The 17,514-nt window shown below is 72.7% G+C and carries 14 protein-coding genes; 9 read left to right on the plus strand and 5 right to left on the minus strand.

Annotated features, from left to right (window positions below; all coding sequences use genetic code 11):
• Positions 1-120: 120 nt before the first annotated feature.
• On the minus strand, positions 121-384 hold the full coding sequence (locus NX794_RS33320; RefSeq protein ID WP_010986447.1) for a WhiB family transcriptional regulator: 264 nt from the start codon (positions 382-384) through the stop codon (positions 121-123).
• 674 nt (positions 385-1,058) lie between these two features.
• Between NX794_RS33320 and NX794_RS33325 the strand changes: the two genes are divergently transcribed.
• The 4 genes from NX794_RS33325 to NX794_RS33340 all read left to right on the plus strand — a co-directional run bounded on the left by NX794_RS33325 (position 1,059) and on the right by NX794_RS33340 (position 5,050).
• Positions 1,059-1,553, plus strand: coding sequence for a cupin domain-containing protein (locus NX794_RS33325; protein WP_258783414.1), 495 nt, complete (start codon positions 1,059-1,061; stop codon positions 1,551-1,553).
• 113 nt (positions 1,554-1,666) lie between these two features.
• Complete coding sequence (gene cofD, locus NX794_RS33330; RefSeq protein ID WP_258783415.1) at positions 1,667-2,626, plus strand: 2-phospho-L-lactate transferase; 960 nt, start codon at positions 1,667-1,669, stop codon at positions 2,624-2,626.
• Complete coding sequence (locus NX794_RS33335; protein WP_309506058.1) at positions 2,623-3,948, plus strand: coenzyme F420-0:L-glutamate ligase; 1,326 nt, start codon at positions 2,623-2,625, stop codon at positions 3,946-3,948. Before cofD ends, NX794_RS33335 begins: the two co-directional genes overlap by 4 nt.
• A 79-nt stretch (positions 3,949-4,027) precedes the next feature.
• Complete coding sequence (locus NX794_RS33340) at positions 4,028-5,050, plus strand: DNA-3-methyladenine glycosylase family protein (protein ID WP_258783416.1); 1,023 nt, start codon at positions 4,028-4,030, stop codon at positions 5,048-5,050.
• Between the two features lie 60 nt (positions 5,051-5,110).
• Here the strand turns inward: NX794_RS33340 and manB are convergent, their stop codons facing one another.
• Positions 5,111-6,193, minus strand: coding sequence for a mannose-1-phosphate guanylyltransferase (gene manB, locus NX794_RS33345; protein WP_258783417.1), 1,083 nt, complete (start codon positions 6,191-6,193; stop codon positions 5,111-5,113).
• A 196-nt stretch (positions 6,194-6,389) separates the two neighbouring features.
• Complete coding sequence (locus NX794_RS33350) at positions 6,390-7,760, minus strand: N-acetylmuramoyl-L-alanine amidase (RefSeq protein WP_428986008.1); 1,371 nt, start codon at positions 7,758-7,760, stop codon at positions 6,390-6,392.
• 111 nt (positions 7,761-7,871) lie between these two features.
• Between NX794_RS33350 and NX794_RS33355 the strand changes: the two genes are divergently transcribed.
• From NX794_RS33355 to NX794_RS33370, 4 genes are all read left to right on the plus strand, one after another.
• Entirely contained in the window at positions 7,872-8,627 is a 756-nt protein-coding gene (locus NX794_RS33355) for a TIGR03089 family protein (protein ID WP_258783419.1), read from the plus strand.
• Positions 8,628-8,763: 136 nt separating this feature from the next.
• Positions 8,764-9,963, plus strand: a complete 1,200-nt coding sequence (locus tag NX794_RS33360) for an LCP family protein (protein ID WP_258783420.1) — start codon at positions 8,764-8,766, stop codon at positions 9,961-9,963.
• A 231-nt stretch (positions 9,964-10,194) separates the two neighbouring features.
• Positions 10,195-11,949 carry an LCP family protein gene (locus NX794_RS33365; RefSeq protein ID WP_258783421.1) on the plus strand — a complete coding sequence of 585 codons (1,755 nt, stop codon included), beginning with the start codon at positions 10,195-10,197 and terminating at the stop codon, positions 11,947-11,949.
• Positions 11,950-12,126: 177 nt separating this feature from the next.
• Positions 12,127-13,725 carry an LCP family protein gene (locus tag NX794_RS33370; protein ID WP_258783422.1) on the plus strand — a complete coding sequence of 533 codons (1,599 nt, stop codon included), beginning with the start codon at positions 12,127-12,129 and terminating at the stop codon, positions 13,723-13,725.
• Positions 13,726-13,801: 76 nt separating this feature from the next.
• Here NX794_RS33370 and NX794_RS33375 read toward each other — a convergent pair whose 3' ends face one another.
• On the minus strand, positions 13,802-14,833 hold the full coding sequence (locus tag NX794_RS33375) for a glycosyltransferase family 2 protein (protein ID WP_258783423.1): 1,032 nt from the start codon (positions 14,831-14,833) through the stop codon (positions 13,802-13,804).
• A gap of 129 nt (positions 14,834-14,962) precedes the next feature.
• Here NX794_RS33375 and NX794_RS33380 point away from each other — a divergent pair, with 129 nt between their 5' ends.
• Positions 14,963-16,486 carry an LCP family protein gene (locus NX794_RS33380; RefSeq protein WP_487416685.1) on the plus strand — a complete coding sequence of 508 codons (1,524 nt, stop codon included), beginning with the start codon at positions 14,963-14,965 and terminating at the stop codon, positions 16,484-16,486.
• Positions 16,487-16,848: 362 nt separating this feature from the next.
• On the opposite strand, the gene NX794_RS33385 is transcribed toward NX794_RS33380, so the two are convergent.
• Complete coding sequence (locus NX794_RS33385; RefSeq protein WP_258783424.1) at positions 16,849-17,397, minus strand: acyl-CoA thioesterase; 549 nt, start codon at positions 17,395-17,397, stop codon at positions 16,849-16,851.
• Between the last annotated feature and the right edge of the window lie 117 nt (positions 17,398-17,514).

Consider the following 17,514-nt stretch of genomic DNA (forward strand, 5'->3'; position numbering starts at 1 on the left):
CGCCCACACTATCGGCTGGCATGACGGCGGCCCGCCGCCTGTGGACAACCCACCCGCGACGGGCCGTTCACGACGGTCCGCTGTGGAGGCCCGGGCGCCCGGGCGGTGCTGCGCGGCCGGTCAGATGGCGGCCTTCTTGAGCCTGCGGCGCTCCCGCTCGGACAGGCCGCCCCAGATGCCGAAGCGCTCGTCGTTGGCGAGGGCGTATTCGAGGCACTCGGAGCGGACCTCGCAGGCGAGGCAGACCTTCTTGGCCTCTCTGGTGGAACCGCCCTTCTCGGGGAAGAAGGACTCGGGGTCGGTCTGGGCGCACAGCGCGCGCTCCTGCCAGCCGAGTTCCTCGTCCGCGTCGTCGACCAGCAGTTGCTGCACCAGCTCGGTCATGTGCGCCCCTCGTCCGTCTTTTTCGCGTCCCCGTGCGTGGCCGTCGCCGATGTCGGCTGAACGACACGAGTGAAATTACAAGTGTGCTGATCCGGGCGAGTCAAGCCGAGATCTGCTATTGGGCCCGTTATTCACTCTGCGGAACCAAGGCCGTGCGTTAAGTGTTCAAATCGCCATAAACCTTGACACGCAGACAGGTCCCCGGGGCGGCCGGATCTCCGTACAGCTCCCTGTACGGAGAAAGACGCCTCCGTGTTCGATCGCGTTCCGAGAGGCCCGAGCGCTCGGATGTGCCCCATGTGTCCCCGCTTCCCGGTGAACAAACCTTTCACCTGACAGATGAACCGGATGAGGTGAAACATGTCCCACATGCCGGGTCCGGAGTTGACACCGCTGGTGTGAACCGGTGTCCTAGTGGGCATGCTCGCGAACTTGGCACTCACCTCGACCCGCATCGCCGGGTCCCACGGTGCCGCCCGCGCGCGCTGTCGCTGTTGTTCCAGCTGTTGAGCCCAGTCCGCTCCGGCTGTCGCCGAGTCCATCCCGACCCGGCCGCGCTCGTCTCTTCGTGAACCCGTACCCCGGGCTCCCCTTCCGTCCGTGATCCGGACGGCTCGCACGCGCCACTCAGAACTCCGGCCCCCCACTTCTCAGCCGAGGACCACCGCACCCCGATGAACAGCGAGAACGACCTCCAGATCGCCGGCGACATCCTCGAAGTCCCGCATCTGCTCCAGCCGCCGCGCGAGCACCCGGCCACCGTCGCCGAGTTCGTCGGGCTGGCCCGCGCCATCGCCGCCGACCGCGACCAGTGGGCGCACCTCGTCCGCTACGACGCCACCACCCGCTGGTACCACCGGCTGCGCACCGGTCCCGGCTACGAGGTGTGGCTGCTGTCGTGGGTGCCCGGGCAGGGCAGCGGGTCGCACGGCCACGGCCGTTCCTCGGGGGTGCTGACCGTCCTGGAGGGCACGCTGACCGAGCGCACCGAACGCGGCACGCGCGCGCTGGCGGCGGGCGCCCAGCGGGTGTTCGCCCCGGGGTACGCGCACGAGGTCGTCAACGACACCCTGGAGCCGGCGGTCAGCCTGCACGTGTACCACCCGGGCCTCACCGAGATGCCGATGCACACCGCACAGCACTGCGAGGCGCGTCCGGTGACCGCCTGACGCGCTGACCGCCGGACACGTCGACTGCCCGACGCGTCGACTGCCCGACGCGTCGACTGCCCGACGCGTCGACTGCCTGACGCGTTGTCGGACCCGCCTGCGAGACTTGGCCCATGCGCATTGTGGTTCTGGCAGGCGGCATCGGTGGTGCCCGGTTCCTGCGCGGCCTGAAGCAGGCCGTGCCGGACGCGGACGTCACGGTGATCGGCAACACCGGCGACGACATCCACCTCTTCGGGCTGAAGGTCTGCCCGGACCTGGACACGGTGATGTACACGCTGGGCGGCGGCATCAACGAGGAGCAGGGCTGGGGACGGACCGACGAGACCTTCCACCTCAAGGAGGAACTGGCGGCCTACGGCGTCGGTCCGGACTGGTTCGGGCTGGGTGACCGGGACTTCGCCACCCACATCGTGCGGACGCAGATGCTGGGCGCCGGCTACCCGCTGAGCGCGGTCACCGAGGCGCTGTGCGACCGCTGGCGGCCCGGCGTGAAGCTGATCCCGATGACGGACGACCGCGTGGAGACGCACGTGGCCGTCGAGGTGGACGGCGAGCGCAAGGCGGTGCACTTCCAGGAGTACTGGGTGCGGTTGCGGGCCTCGGTGCCCGCCGAGGCCGTGGTCCCGGTCGGCGCCGAGGCGTCCAAGCCTGCGCCGGGCGTGCTGGAGGCCATCGCCGCGGCCGACGTCATCCTCTTCCCGCCGTCCAACCCGGTCGTGTCCATCGGCACCATCCTGGCCGTGCCCGGCATCCGGGAGGCCATCGCGGAGGCGGGCGTGCCCGTGGTCGGCCTGTCCCCCATCGTCGGGGACGCGCCCGTGCGCGGGATGGCCGACAAGGTGCTCGCCGCGGTCGGTGTGGAGTCCACGGCCGCCGCGGTCGCCGAGCACTACGGCTCGGGGCTGCTGGACGGCTGGCTGGTCGACACGGTGGACGCGGGCGTGGTGGAGCGGGTCGAGTCGGACGGCATCCGCTGCCGGGCCGTACCGCTGATGATGACCGACGTGGACGCGGCCGCGCGGATGGCGCGGGAGGCGCTGGCGCTGGCCGAGGAGGTGCGGGGAGCGTGAGCGAGGAGCGCCCGCAGTACACGGTCCGGGCCCTGACGGGCATGCCCGAGGTGCGGCCGGGCGACGACCTCGCCAAGCTGATCGCCGCCGCGGGTCCCGACCTCGCGGACGGTGACGTGCTGATCGTCACCTCCAAGATCGTCTCGAAGGCCGAGGGCCGGATCGTGCGGGCGGACGACCGGGAGGCGGCCATCGACGCCGAGACGGTCCGGGTGGTGGCCCGGCGCGGCGCGCTGCGCATCGTGGAGAACCGGCAGGGTCTGGTCATGGCCGCCGCCGGGGTGGACGCCTCCAACACCCCTGCCGGGACGGTGCTGTTGCTGCCCGAGGACCCGGACGCGTCCGCGCGCGCGATCCGCGCGGGCCTGCGCGATTCCCTCGGGATCGACGTGGGCGTCCTCGTCACCGACACCTTCGGGCGGCCCTGGCGCGCGGGGCTCACGGACGTGGCGATCGGCGCCGCCGGGGTGCGCGTGCTGGACGACCTGCGCGGCGGCACGGACGCGCACGGCAATCCGCTCGGCGCGACCGTCGTGGCCACGGCGGACGAACTGGCCGCGGCCGGCGACCTGGTCAAGGGCAAGGCGGCCGGGCGGCCGGTCGCCGTGGTGCGCGGTCTCGGACATGTCGTGACCGGTGCGGACGACCCTGCCGAGGGCCCGGAGGACGGTGCGCGGGCGCTGGTGCGGTCCGCGCGGGACGACATGTTCCGGCTCGGCACCTCCGAGGCGGTCCGGGAGGCCGTCACCCAGCGGCGCACCGTGCGCGCCTTCACCGACGAGCCCGTGGACCCGGGCGCGGTACGGCGCGCGGTGGCGGCGGCGGTCACCGCGCCCGCCCCGCACCACACCACGCCCTGGCGGTTCGTGCTGCTGGAGTCGGCCGACTCCCGGACCGGGCTGCTGGACGCGATGCGGGACGCCTGGATCGCCGACCTGCGCCGGGACGGCAAGAGCGAGGAGTCGGTCGCCAAGCGGGTCCGGCGTGGGGACCTCCTGCGCGCCGCGCCGTATCTCGTCGTCCCCTGCCTGGTCATGGACGGCTCCCACCACTACGGCGACGCGCGGCGGGACGGCGCCGAGCGGGAGATGTTCGTCGTCGCGATGGGCGCGGGCGTGCAGAACCTGCTGGTCGCGCTGGCCGGGGAGCGGCTGGGCTCGGCGTGGGTGTCGTCCACGATGTTCTGCCGGGACGTGGTGCGCGAGGTGCTCGGCCTGCCGGCGGACTGGGACCCGATGGGCGCGGTCGCGGTCGGCCACCCGGCCGAGGACCCGAGACCGCGCCCCGAGCGGGACGCGGGGGCGTTCGTCGAGGTGCGCTGAATCATGCCGCGGATCGCCGCTGCGGGGCGTGGGTCTGGCCTAGTCTCTGAGGACGCACCCGGCACCCTAGGACTCACCAGTGGCAGGACGTTTCGCCCCGCGCCCCACGCGTACGACCACGCGCGGCGGGCAGGTCGGCGTACCCGCGACGGCGCGTGCCGGGATACCGCGCCCGTCGGCGGCTCCGGCTCGGACACGGCGGTGGGTGCCGCCGGGGCCGCTGGACCTCGGGCTGGTGCTCGGGCCGCTGCGGCGCGGACCCGGCGATCCGACGTTCCGGGCCACGGCGGACGGCTCCGTCTGGCGGGCCTGCCGTACCCCGGCCGGACCGGGCACGCTGCGGGTGCGGGCGTACGGCGGTGAGGTGCTCGGCGAGGCCTGGGGACCGGGCGCGCAGTGGCTGCTGGACGGGTTGCCGGAGCTGCTCGGCGCGGCCGACGACCCCGAGGCGTTCGTGCCCCGGCACCGGGTGGTCGCGGGGGCCCGGCACCGGCGGCCGGGGCTGCGGCTGACGCGGACCGGGCTGGTGCTGGAGTCGCTGATCCCGTCGGTGCTGGAGCAGAAGGTCACGACCGACGAGGCGTACCGCGCGTGGCGGCTGCTGGTGCGCTGGTTCGGGGAACCGGCGCCGGGGCCCGCGGGTGCGGGCGAGCGGCCGATGTTCGTGATGCCGGGGGCGCGGACGTGGGCGCTGATCCCGTCCTGGGAGTGGCACCGGGCCGGAGTGGACGACAAGCGGGCGTCCACGATCCTGCGGGCGGTGCGGGTCGCGGCGCGGCTTGAGCAAGGGGTGGGGATGCCGGCGGCGGGGGCCCGGGCGCGGCTGGAGGTCGTACCGGGGGTGGGGCCCTGGACGTCGGCGGAGGTCGTGCAGCGCAGTCACGGCGCGGCGGACGAGGTGACCGTCGGGGACCTGCATCTGCCGGGGATCGTCGGGTGGGCGCTCGCGGGGGACCGTTTCGCCGACGACGAGACGATGCTGCGCCTGCTGGAGCCGTACGCCGGGCACCGGCACCGGGCGGCCCGGCTGATCCTGCTGAGCGGGGTCGCGCCGGCGCGCCGGACACCGAAGATGCCGAGGGTGGACATCGGGCTGCTCTGAGGACTGCGGCCCCTTTGAACGGCCCCTCACGTGGAGCGGCCCCTCACGCGGGGGCGCTCCCTACTGATCCGACGAGAACCGCACCGCCCCCGCCGGAATGCGGGCGTCGCACCACACCCGTACCCCCGAGCGCAGCTCGTTGTCCGCGCCCACGACCGCGCCGTCCCCGACGACCGTCCCGGTGAGTACGGTGCGCTCGCCGACGCGCGCCCGGGAGCCGATGAGGGAGTCGGTGACGACGGCGCCCGGTTCGATGACGGCGCCGGGGAGGATCGTCGAGCCGAAGACGCTCGCGCCCTCCGCCACGAACGCGCCCTCCCCCACCACCGTGCCGCCGGTCAGCTTGGCGTCGGCGGCGACGGTGGCCGTGGGCAGCACGAGCCGGTCGCCGCAGCGGCCCGGCACGGCCGGCGAGGGGGCGCGGCCCAGCACCAGGTCCGCCGAGCCCCGGACGAAGGCGGCCGGGGTGCCGAGGTCCAGCCAGTAGGTGGAGTCGACCATGCCCTGGAGGTGCGCGCCCGCGGCCAGCAGCCCGGGGAAGGTCTCGCGCTCCACGGACACCGGCCGCCCGGCCGGGATGGTGTCGATGACCGAGCGGCGGAAGACGTACGCCCCCGCGTTGATCTGGTCGGTGACGATCTCCTCCGGGGTCTGCGGCTTCTCCAGGAACGCCAGGACCCGCCCGGTGTCGTCGGTGGGGACGAGGCCGTACGCGCGCGGGTCGGTCACCTGGGTCAGGTGCAGGGAGACGTCCGCGCCCGTCGACTCGTGAGTGGCGACCAGCGCCCTGATGTCCAGCCCGGTGAGGATGTCGCCGTTGAAGACGAGTACCGGGTCCTCGGGCCCGGAGTGCAGCCGCGAGGCCACGTTGCGGAGCGCGCCGCCGGTGCCGAGGGGCTCCTCCTCGGTGACGTACTCGATGTGCAGGCCGAGGGCCGCGCCGTCGCCGAAGTAGGGCTCGAAGACCTCGGCGAGATAGCTCGTCGCGAGGACGATGTGGTCGACGCCCGCCGCTCTCGCGCGGGCCAGCTGGTGCGTGAGGAACGGCACCCCGGCGGCCGGGACCATCGGCTTGGGCGTGTGCACCGTGAGCGGGCGCAGCCGGGTGCCTTTGCCGCCGACCAGGAGGATCGCTTCTGTCACCTGTCGTCTCCGCTTCCTGCCGGGACCGGCCGGACTGCTCGTCTGCTCGTCACTACTCGTCACTACTCGTTTCGGCCGGTCAGTGTACGCAGACCGGCGGACGACGCCCCGACGGCCGCGCGGCGCAGCGCGGGATCGGCGCCCGGATTCCCCTGTTCGCCCCCGCCTCGGCGCCCCCCGCCTGAGGGTCCCCGCCTCAGCGCCCCTGGTAGCGCGCCGCGCTGGAGCGGACCGTGCCGAGCTTGGCGTAGAGCGATGTGCCGGGACAGTCGGTGGCGTAGCCGTCCCGGTGGCCGGAGACGACGTTGAGCCGGACGCTCGTCCCCTTGGGATAGAGGTTGCCGCCGCCCGAGGTGAGGGAGGTCCTGCCCCTCGGGTCGGCCCCGTAGAGTCCGAGCTTCCACGCGGTGAGCCGGGCGAGGGCCGTCACCGCGGCGCCGGCCGGCTTGGTGGAGCCGTAGCTGCCGATCACGGCGACGCCCATGCTGTCGGTGTTGAACCCGAGGGTGTGCGCGCCGAGGACCGCCTTCGCGACGCCGCCGGCCCGGCCCTCGTAGAGGGTTCCGCACTTGTCGACGAGGAAGTTGTAGCCGAGGTCCCGCCAGCCCATGCTCGTGACGTGGTAGCGGTAGATGCCGCGGATGACGGAGGGGGCCTGGGAGCAGCTGTACTTGTTGCCCGAGGCCGTGTGGTGCACGAAGGCCGCCTTGACCCTCTTCGTGTAGACGAATCCGCCCCCGCGCAGCGACTCGTCCGCGCCCCAGCCCCGCCGGGTGACGATCTTCGGGCGGGCCCCGATGTACGGCTTGGCCTGAGCTTCCTCGTGGAGCCGGGCCAGTTCCTGCTCAGTGGCCTCCCGGCTCAGTTCGGGGATCTCGGTGGCGCCGAAGCCGGTGACGTCGGTGTTGGTGGCCGAGGCGGCGATCGCCGCCTCCGAGTGCAGCCCGGTGCGGGGCGCGTCGACGGGCGCGCCCTCCGGCGGGGCCTCGTCGCCCGGGTCGACGAGTTCCAGGCGCAGCCCCGAGGGCAGTACGGCGGGTCGCGCTCCGGCGCGGCTGCCGCGCGGGGTGGCGGCGGGCTCCGCGCGCACCCGTACGTCCACGCCGTCGGAGTCGTTCACCCACAGCGGCGCGGTCGCGCCGCGCACGCCGCGCGAGGTCCGCTCGGCCGTGCCGGGGTCGGCGCCGTGGTCGGTGTTGTGCGTCTCGACGTCCTGCCAGCCGGACCACGTGCCGGTGGCGGCGGAGCGGGTGCGTACCTGGACCCGGCCGCGCAGTTCGGCGTCCGGGTCGTCCCAGGCGACCCCGACCAGGGAGAAGCGGTCGATGTCGGCGCGAAACAGGCCCTGTTGGGGCGCCGAGCCGAGGACACGGTCACGGGTGAGGGGGACCAGCGGCAGCGAACGGGTGCTTCCCGGCACGGCGGACACGTCGGGCGCCGCGTGGGCCGGCGGGGCCAGGGGCAGGGCGAGGGCCGCGACGCACGCGACGCCGAGCGAGGACGCGACGAGCGAGGAGGCACCGAGGGAGGGAGTGAGGAATCCGCGCATGGCCATGATCTTGAACATAGTCGGACAAATATGTCCAATGATGAACTGACGGGCCGTCGGGCCGGGTTCCGCCGAACCGGTGTCCGCGACGCTCGGTGCGCCCGCCCGGCCGCGCGTACCCTGTGCCGGGTGAACGCCACCGATCGCACCCCCGCCGACCTGCTGACTTCCGCACTCGCCGCGGACCCGGGCCGCCCGCTGGTCACCTTCTACGACGACGCCACCGGCGAACGCGTCGAACTGTCCGTGGCCACCTTCGCCAATTGGGTGGCCAAGACCGCGAACCTCCTCCAGGGCGACCTGGCCGCGGGTCCCGGCGACCGGGTCGCGCTGCTGCTGCCCGCGCACTGGCAGACGGCCGTGTGGCTGCTGGCGTGTTCCTCGGTGGGCGCGGTCGCGGACGTGGCCTGGGACCCGGCGGCGGCCGACGTGGTGGTCAGCGGACCGGACGCGCTGGAGGCGGCGCGGGCCTGCCGCGGCGAGCGGGTCGCCCTCGCGCTGCGCCCGCTGGGCGGCCGGTTCCCGCAGCCGCCCGCCGGGTTCGCGGACTACGCCGTCGAAGTGCCGGGCCAGGGCGACCGGTTCGCCCCCTTCACGCCGGTGGACCCCGCGGACTCGGCGCTGATCGTGGCCGGGGCGGAGTACAGCGCGGCGGAGGTCGTGGAGAAGGCCGTCGCCGACGCCGGGGCACTCGGACTGACGGGGCCCGGCGCTCGGGTGCTGTCGGGGCTGCCGTACGACACCTGGGAGGGGCTGAGCGCGGGGCTGTACGCGGCGCTCGCCTCCGGCGGGTCGGTGGTGCTGTGCCGGAACCTGGACCGGCTGGACGCGGAGGGCCTCGACCAGCGCGTCGAGACCGAACGGGTGACCGTGGTGCGCCGCTGAGAGACGGGCGGCCGTTTCTCCCTCGTCTGGAGTAGCACCGGGCGCCTCCTCCCCCGCGTCACCGCATCGTCGTAGGAACGGCGCGTGTCGCGGGAACGGGGCATGTGCCGGTGACAGCACGTGACGCTCGTCCGCCATGAGGGGGTGCCCGTTCGTGACCGACGACGCCGAGGGGGCCCATGGGGCGGGGCCGGGCGCCTGTGCCACCGGCGCGGGGCTACGGCGGCGGCGTCGGCGGCGGTGGACCGGGCGCTCGGTGAGCGCGGCCACCGTCCTGCTGCTCGCGGCCGGCGGTGCCGGCTGGCTGGTGTACGCCAAGCTCAGCGGCAACATCACCGCCGACGAGGCCGCCGCCCGCGAGCTGGCCCGGTACGAGCGGGAGCGGCCCACCGCACTGGTGCGCGGCGCCCAGAACATCCTGCTGATCGGCTCCGACACCCGGGCCGGGGACGGCAACGACGCGTACGGCCGGGACCACGGCACCGAGCGGTCCGACACCACGATCCTGCTGCACCTGGCCGCCGACCGGCGCAGCGCCACCGCCGTCTCGCTGCCCCGGGACCTGATGGTCGACGTCCCCGGCTGCCTGCGGCCGGACGGCAGCCGCAGCGAACCGGTGTTCGCCATGTTCAACCACGCCTTCCAGGTGGGGGGTTCGGCGTGCACGATCCGGACCGTCGAGAAGCTGACGGACATCCGGGTCGACCACCACATGGTCGTGGACTTCAGCGGGTTCAAGCAGATGGTGGACGCCGTCGACGGCGTGCGGATGTGCCTCAGGGAACCGATGAACGACAAGGCGGCCAAGCTCCGGCTGCCGGCGGGCCTGGTCACCCTCGACGGCGAGCAGGCGCTCGGCTACGTACGGGCGCGCAAGTCGCTCGGCAACGGCAGCGACACCGACCGGATGGAGCGCCAGCAGCGGTTCCTCGGCGCGCTGGTCGACAAGGTGCAGAGCAACGACGTGCTGCTCAACCCCGGGAGGCTGTACCCGGTGCTGGACGCGGCGACGTCCTCGCTGACCACCGACCCCGCGCTGGCCAGTCTGCGCGGCCTCTACCAGTTGGTGCGCGGTCTGCGGGACATCCCCACCGAACGGGTGCAGTTCCTGACGGTGCCGAGGGAGTCGTACGTCTACAACGCCAACCGCGACCAGCTCGTGGAGCCGGAGGCCGAGAAGCTCTTCGCGCGGCTGCGGGCGGACCGGCCGGTGGCCGTGGCCAAAGGAACTCCACAGGAAACTCCCGGGAATTCGACGGGCGGGGACGGCGGGAGCGGCGCGTCGCCGGCGCCGACGTTCAGCGGGAACACCGCGGCCGAGCATCCGTGCGAGTAAGGCGTTCACCAAGTCGGGGAACTTTCGTTCAGTAAATGAGGGGGATTGCCCAGTTGTAGGGAGGTGGAATTTGTCACCGGCGTCGCTCAACGCTGAACTGGGCGGATAGTGTGAGCGATCCGGTGCACCTGGCCGCTTGGTCCGTCCTGGGTCGTGCACTGTTTCACCGAGACCCGAGCGCCTCTGGAGGGGGGAGGCGCCGCGTGGCCCCGACGGAGGATTCGGACAACCGTGGACGCGCAAGGCCGTGGGCGGGCGGACAACATCGACCCCGCAGACCAGTGGGTACTCAATCCGAACACCGGCGAATACGAACTGCGACTGGGTCCTTCCACAGCGCAGTCGCCGGTCCCCGGCCCCCGGAGACCGGCACGGGGTGACGGCGGCGCGCCGCGCCGTCAGCGCCCGGCGCCCGGCGAGCGGCGGCAGCCGCCCCGGGAAGGCGCCGGGGAGGTGCCCCCGCCGCGCGGCAGCCGGCGCAAGGGCGCCGAGCCCGAGGCTTCGCAGGGGCGGCGCGCCACTCGGCGGCCGGTGAAGAAGAAGTCGAAGGCGAAGAAGGTACTGGCGTGGACCGCCGGCGGTACGGCGTTCGTCCTGGTCGCCGTCGGCACGGCCGGCTACCTCTACCTCAAGCACCTTGAGGGCAACGTCACGACGACGGACGTCGGCAGCGCGGCCAAGGACGGCTTCAGCAAGGACGACGCCTTCAACATCCTGCTCATCGGCACCGACAAACGAACGGGCAAGGGGAACGAGGGCTACGGCGACAAGGGCAGCGTCGGGCACGCGGACACGAACATCCTGCTGCACGTCTCCAAGGACCGGACGAACGCGACGGCGCTCAGCATCCCGCGCGACCTGATCGTCGATGTCCCGGACTGCGCGACCAAGCAGCCCGACGGCTCCACGAAGGTCATCCCCGGGACGGCCGACGTCCGCTTCAACACCAGCCTCGGCCAGGACGGCCGGGACCCGGGCTGCACGATGAACACGGTGAAGGCGATCACGGGCATCGCACCGGACCACTTCATGATGGTGGACTTCAACGCGGTGAAGACGCTGACCACAGCGGTCGGCGGCGTCGACGTGTGCCTCGCCCACGCCGTCAAGGACAAGGACTCGCACCTGGACCTGCCCGCGGGCCCGTCCACGATCGAGGGCGAGCAGGCACTGGCCTTCGTCCGTACCCGGCACAGCTGGGGCAACCAGGGAGACCTGGACCGGATCAAGGTGCAGCAGCAGTTCATGGCCTCGCTGATGCGCAAGATGTCCGACGGCGACACCCTGACCAGCCCCACCAAGCTGGTGAAGCTCGCCGAGGCGGCCACGAAGGCGCTGACCGTGGACAAGGGCATCGGTTCCGTGAGCACGCTCAAGGACGTGGCCCTGGAGCTGAAGAAGGTGCCGACCAAGAACATCTCCTTCCTCACCGTGCCGGTGACGGACAATCCGGCGGACGGTGTCGTCCACAAGACCGTGATCGTGAACCCGGCCCTCGCCCCCCAGGTGTTCGACGCGATCAGCAACGACGTCTCCTTCAGCGACGTCAAGAAGAAGGAGAAGGCGGCGAAGGACGCCCAGGCCGCCCGCCTCAAGGGCCCCAAGGCCGACGCCGCCGACGTGCGGGTGCGGATCCTCAACGGCGGGGCCGAGGCGGGCAGCGCCCAGGCCGAGCTGAGCTGGCTGCAGAACGAGAAGGGCGTGACCAAGTCGGAGAACGCGGGCAACGCGCCCGCGCCGCTGTCGAAGACCACGCTGGAGTACGCGCCCGACCAGGCGGACCAGGCCCGCAGGCTGGCCGACATCATGGGGCTGTCCGGCTCGGCCCTCAAGCCCGGCAAGAGCGTCACCAACTCGCAGGGGCTGCCCGCGATGACGCTGACCCTGGGCAAGGACTTCAAGGGCGCGGGCATCTCGCTCAAGGCCGCCACCAAGGCCCCGGACGTCGACAAGTCGACGGCGGACAAGGTGACATGCGCCAAATAGGCGCGGGAACAGTACACCGTCAGCACAGATGAGGTGCGCCTCGTAGGTAACCCAAGGGGCCCGTCGTGCGTCTAACCCGACGCGGGACGGGCCCGTTGCATGGCGCAGGGCGTGGGGAGGGCAGAGGTTGTGGCGCGGAGCGAGGTGCGCGGAGAGGCTCCTGCGGTCGAGGACACTATGTCGCTCGCGCCGCAGACTCCGGACGGGGCGGCGGGTTCCGGACGGCGCGGCGGCGGGCAGCGGCCCGGCGGTGGCGGCAAGGACGGCCGGCCGCGGCGCAGACGGCGCGCGTTGCGCTGGTCGGCGACGGTGCTGGCGGTGGTGATACTCGGTACGGCCGGCGCCGGATACCTGTACTACCAGCACCTCAACGGCAACATCCAGAAGGGCAGGCGCAGCAGCGCCGACGACTCCAAGGCGCACCGCACCGAGCCGAACGCGGCCGGCCAGACCCCGCTGAACATCCTGCTGATCGGCTCCGACAGCCGTAACTCCGACGAGAACGTCAAGCTGGGCGGCAGCAGGGACCACCGCGGCGACCCGCCCCTGGGCGACGTGCAGATGCTCATCCACCTCTCCGCGGACCGCGAGAGCGCCGCCATGATCAGCATCCCGCGTGACACCCGGGTCGACATCCCCAAGTGCACGGACCCCGACACCGGCAAGGTCTACCCGGCGACCAACGACATCATCAACGTCAGCCTGGCCCGCGGTGGCGCCGGCTGCACGCTGGCCACCTGGGAGAACCTCACCGGGGTCTACATCGACCACTGGATGACGATCGACTTCGCGGGCGTGGTGCGGATGGCCGACGCCATCGGCGGGGTCGAGGTGTGCGTGAAGCAGAACGTGTGGGACCGGCCGACGGCCACGGTGCCCGGCGGCTCGGGCCTGAAGATGAAGGCCGGCACGCACAAGGTGCAGGGCAAGCAGGCCCTGCAGTGGCTGCGCACCCGGCACGCCTGGGGCAGCGACCTGATGCGGGCCCGCGCCCAGCACATGTACCTGAACTCGATGGTCCGCACCCTGCGCGGGCAGAGCGTGTTCACCGACACCGGGCGCCTGACGGACCTGGCGGAGGCGGCCACCAAGTCGCTCAAGGTCTCCGAGGAGATCGGCACGGTCAAGAAGCTGTACGACCTCGGGATGCAGCTCAAGTCGGTGCCGTCGGACCGGATCACCTCGCTGACCATGCCCAACGTGCCGGACCAGCGGGACGGCAACCACGTGGTGCCGGACGGGGCCAACGCCGACAAGGTCTGGCAGATGCTCAAGGACGACGTGCCCTTCGACAAGAACGGCAAGTCCTCCGGCGAGAAGAAGGCCAAGGAGACGACACCGGCCAAGGAGCCCTCGCTCGACCCGAGCAGGCTCGGTGTGCTGGTGCAGAACGCCACCCGGACCGGCACCGAGGCACCGGTGCGGCAGCGGGCGGGTGCCATCGCGCGGGCGCTGGCGCAGAAGGGCTACGGCCGGGCGAGCGCCGACACCAGCGGGACGCTGTCGCAGGACAGCACGGTCGTGCGGTACCCGAGCGCCGACCTGCGGGGTGACGCGCAGGCGGTGGCCAAGTCACTCGGTATTCCGCTGAGTTCGGTGAAGCAGTCGACCGACGTCTCCGGTGTCACGGTCGTCGTCGGCGCCGACTGGCGCACCGGCACCGCGTATCCGAAGCGGTCCGCCCCGAAGGCCGGGGACCTACCCGAGGGCAGTGACGCGGTCAACGGCTCGGACACCGGCAAGTGCATGGACGTCTACAGCGTCTACCGCTGGTAGCTCCGCCGCCGGAGGTACCTGCGTCGGCCCGGAACCCTCGGCGAGGGTTCCGGGCCGACGCGCGTACGGCCTGGGCTCAGGCCACCGGGGCCGTCACCGCCGGGCGCCGGGAGGCGATGACCTTGCGGGCCAGGGAGCGGGGGCTGGTGAGGAAGCCCCAGCCCCACGACATGTGCATGGTGGCGAGGGCCACCGGAATCCGCAGCCGGGCCTTCACCGGCAGGCCCTTGCCCGCCGGGACGGAACCGGCCGCTATCGCCGCCAGATAACCGCCCGGTATGACGAGCCCCCACGGGGTGAGCGCCACGCCCACCACGAGACCCGCGGCGATCGCGCACACCGCGACCGGCGGGGCGAGGTAGCGCAGGTTGATGGAACCGGCGTGGTAGCGGGCGACGACGTGCCGCCAGCGGCCGTAGTCCTTGTACTGCTTGGCCAGCGCCCGCACCGAGGGCCGCGGCCGGTACGACACCTTCAGCTCCGGCGAGAACCAGATCAGGCCGCCCGCCTCGCGGATGCGGAAGTTCAGCTCCCAGTCCTGGGCGCGGATGAACTCCTCGTTGTAGCCGCCCTGTTGCTCCAAGGCGGGGCGGCGGAAGACACCGAGGTAGACGGTCTCGGCGGGGCCGGCCTGGCCGCCGGTGTGGAAGGCCGCGTTGCCGACGCCGATCTTCGAGGTCATGGCGGCGGCGACCGCGTGCTCCCAGTCGTTCTCGCCCTCGGCGTGCATGAGGCCGCCGACGTTCTGCGCGCCGGTCTCCTCCAGCAGGCGGACGGCGGTGGCGATGTAGTTCGGCGAGAGCATGCCGTGGCCGTCGACCCGGACCACGATCGGGTGCCGGGAGGCCTTGATCGCGGCGTTCAGCGCGGCGGGGGTGCGGCCGGTCGGGTTCGGCACGGTGTGGACGCGGGGATCTTCGGCCACGAGCTGGGCGGCGATCTCGTCCGTGCGGTCCGTGGACGGACCGAGGGCGATCACGACCTCCATCTCGCCGGCGTACTCCTGCGCGAGGATCGCTTGGACGGCCCCGCGCAGATGCCGTTCCTCGTTGAGGACGGGCATGATCACGGAAACAGCGGGGTGCCGCACGTCGGGCTTGGCGTTCATAGGACGCTCACGTTACCGCGAACGGGGGACACCGGTGCGCGCCGCCGGGGCCGGAAGGCGGGCTGGAGATCGTATCGGCCTACTGTGCTCACGGATCCCACGTACGGCCTCGTCCGGAGGTGTCCCCACTTGTCCAGCCCGCCTCGGTCTCCCTCCCCCACCGGCAAGAACGCGGGGGGCGCCGCCAGGCCGCGGCGCCGTCCGCGGCCGCCGCGCCGGGTGCCGCGCCCGCCCGAGCGGGGAGCCCGGCCCGCCCGGCCGCCCCGGCCCCGCTGGGCGATGCGGGCGGCCACCACGCTGTCGGTGGTGGTGCTCGCCTCCGCCGGCATCGGGCACGCCGTCGTCACCAGTCTGGACGCGGGCATCGCCCGGATCGACGCCTTCAAGGACATGAAGAACCGGCCCCGCGCGGGGCACGGCATGAACGTCCTGCTGGTCGGCACCGACGGCCGCGACAAGATCAGCGAGCGGGAGCGGCGCGAGTTCCGGCTCGGCGGCCAGCCCTGTCACTGCACCGACACGATGATGATCGTGCACATCTCGGAGGACCGGGAGCGGGCCACGGTGGTGAGCCTGCCGCGCGACTCCTACGCCGAGACACCCGCGCACGTGGACATCAACTCGGGGCAGCGGCACGGGCCGCATCCGCTCAAGCTGAACGCGGCGTACGCGGAGGGCGGGCCGCAGCTCACCATCCGCACGGTGGAGGACATGACCCATGTGAAGATCGACCACTATCTGGAGGTCGACTTCACCAGTTTCATGCGCACCGTGGACGTGCTCGGCGGGGTGCGGGTCTGTACGCCGACGCCGCTGAAGGACTCGTACACCGGGCTCGACCTGGCACCCGGCACGTACACCCTCAACGGCGGGCAGGCCCTCCAGTACGTACGGGCCCGGCATGTGGACGGGGCGAGCGACCTGGGCCGGATGAAGCGGCAGCAGCGGTTCCTGGCGGCGCTGATCGGCAAGACGACGTCCTCCGGGGTGCTGCTGAACCCGATGAAGTTCCGGGACGTGACGCGGGCGGTGCTGGGCTCGGTGCGTGCCGACGCGGGCTTCGGCACCGACGAGCTGCTCGACCTGGGCCGGGCGATGCGGAACTTCTCCCCCTCCTCCTCCGAGTTCACCACCGTCCCGATCGGGCAGCTGAACTTCCCGGTCAAGGGCATCGGATCGACCCTGAAGTGGGACCCGGCCGGGGCGGGGCACCTCTTCGAGTCACTGCGCGAGGACAAGCCGCTCACCGCCGACCGCCCGCACCGAGGGCCCCTGGCGACACCGGTCGAGGTGGACCCGGCGCAGATCAAGGTGCTGGTGGCGAACGGCACGGCCACCGCCGGGCTCGCCAAGCGGGTCGACGCGGCGCTCGCCGCGGCCGGCTTCGCCACCACCCGCCGGCCGGTGACCGCGCCCGCCCACGTGCCGCGCACGGTCATCTCCTACGACCCCCGCTGGGACCGCTCGGCCCGCTCCCTGGCCGCGGCCCTCCCCGGCAGCGAACTCCGCGCGGCCCCGGGGCAGGGCCCCCTGCTGAAGGTCACCGCCGGCCCCGACTTCAAGCAGGTCCACAAGATCCGCTTCGAGGACCCGGGCCGCCCGGACCAGACGGTGGTCCGCGGCAACGAGGTGACGTGCACGGGGACGGCGTAGCGGGGTCGGGGTCGGGGTCGGTGCAGGCGGTGCCGGAGCGGGTCTGGTGCGAGCGGCCCCGGACGCGGACCGGTCAGGCGATCCCCCGGACAGGCCCCGCCAGGCCCCGGCGGCCGCGGCCCGGCGGCGGGTGGGCGTCGGCCCCCGCCGCGGAGCAGCACGTGATCCGGGCCGGCCAGGTGATCCACCTGGTCGAGTCCCGGTAGCCCCGCGCCGGGCGCGAGGCCGGTCCGCTCGGCCCGGGCCGGATGAGAGACGGGGCAACGGACGGACCGGTCACCCCGGCGCTCGACGGTGGACGGACACCCGAGCCCGCCGGCGGGACGGCTCGTGGGCCGGGGCGCCCAGTGATTCGGGCCGGGTCAGTCCTGGAAGCCCTCGGCGGCGCGTTGTTCGCGGAGTTCGCGGATGGCGCGGCGGCGGGCCAGGCGGTGGGTGCGGCGGATCTGGGCCTCCTGGTAGCGGCGGCGGTCGCGGTCGGTCTCCGGTAGCACCGGGGGCACGCGGCGCGGCTTGCCGTCGGCGTCGACCGCTGCGAAGACCAGGTAGGCGGAGCCGACCTGGGTGGGCGGGGTCGACTCGTTCCAGCGCTCGGCGAGGACCCGTACCCCGACCTCCATGGAGGTCCGGCCGGTCCAGTTGACCTGTGCCTTCACATGGACCAGGTCACCGACCCGGACCGGCTCCAGGAACGCCATCTCGTCCATGGACGCGGTGACGGCGGGCCCCCCGGAGTGCCGCCCGGCCACGGCGCCCGCCGCGTCGTCGACGAGCTTCATGATCACGCCGCCGTGCACGGTCCCCAGCAGGTTGGTGTCGGCCTGGGTCATGATGTGGCTGAGGGTGGTGCGCGAGGCGGACGTGGCCTTGCCCGGTATGCCGGGGTCCGTGTCCGTGGCCGGATCTGTCATGCCCCCTACCTTATGCCGAGGCACCCTTCGCGGAATTTGTGTCAGGTTGGCAACAGCGCCGCCCTGATTTTCCGACATCCCTTGTAAGGGACATACCCGCGCCCTGCACACTGGTCC

Source organism: Streptomyces pyxinicus (genome assembly GCF_024753135.1).
Lineage (GTDB): Bacteria > Actinomycetota > Actinomycetes > Streptomycetales > Streptomycetaceae > Streptomyces > Streptomyces pyxinicus.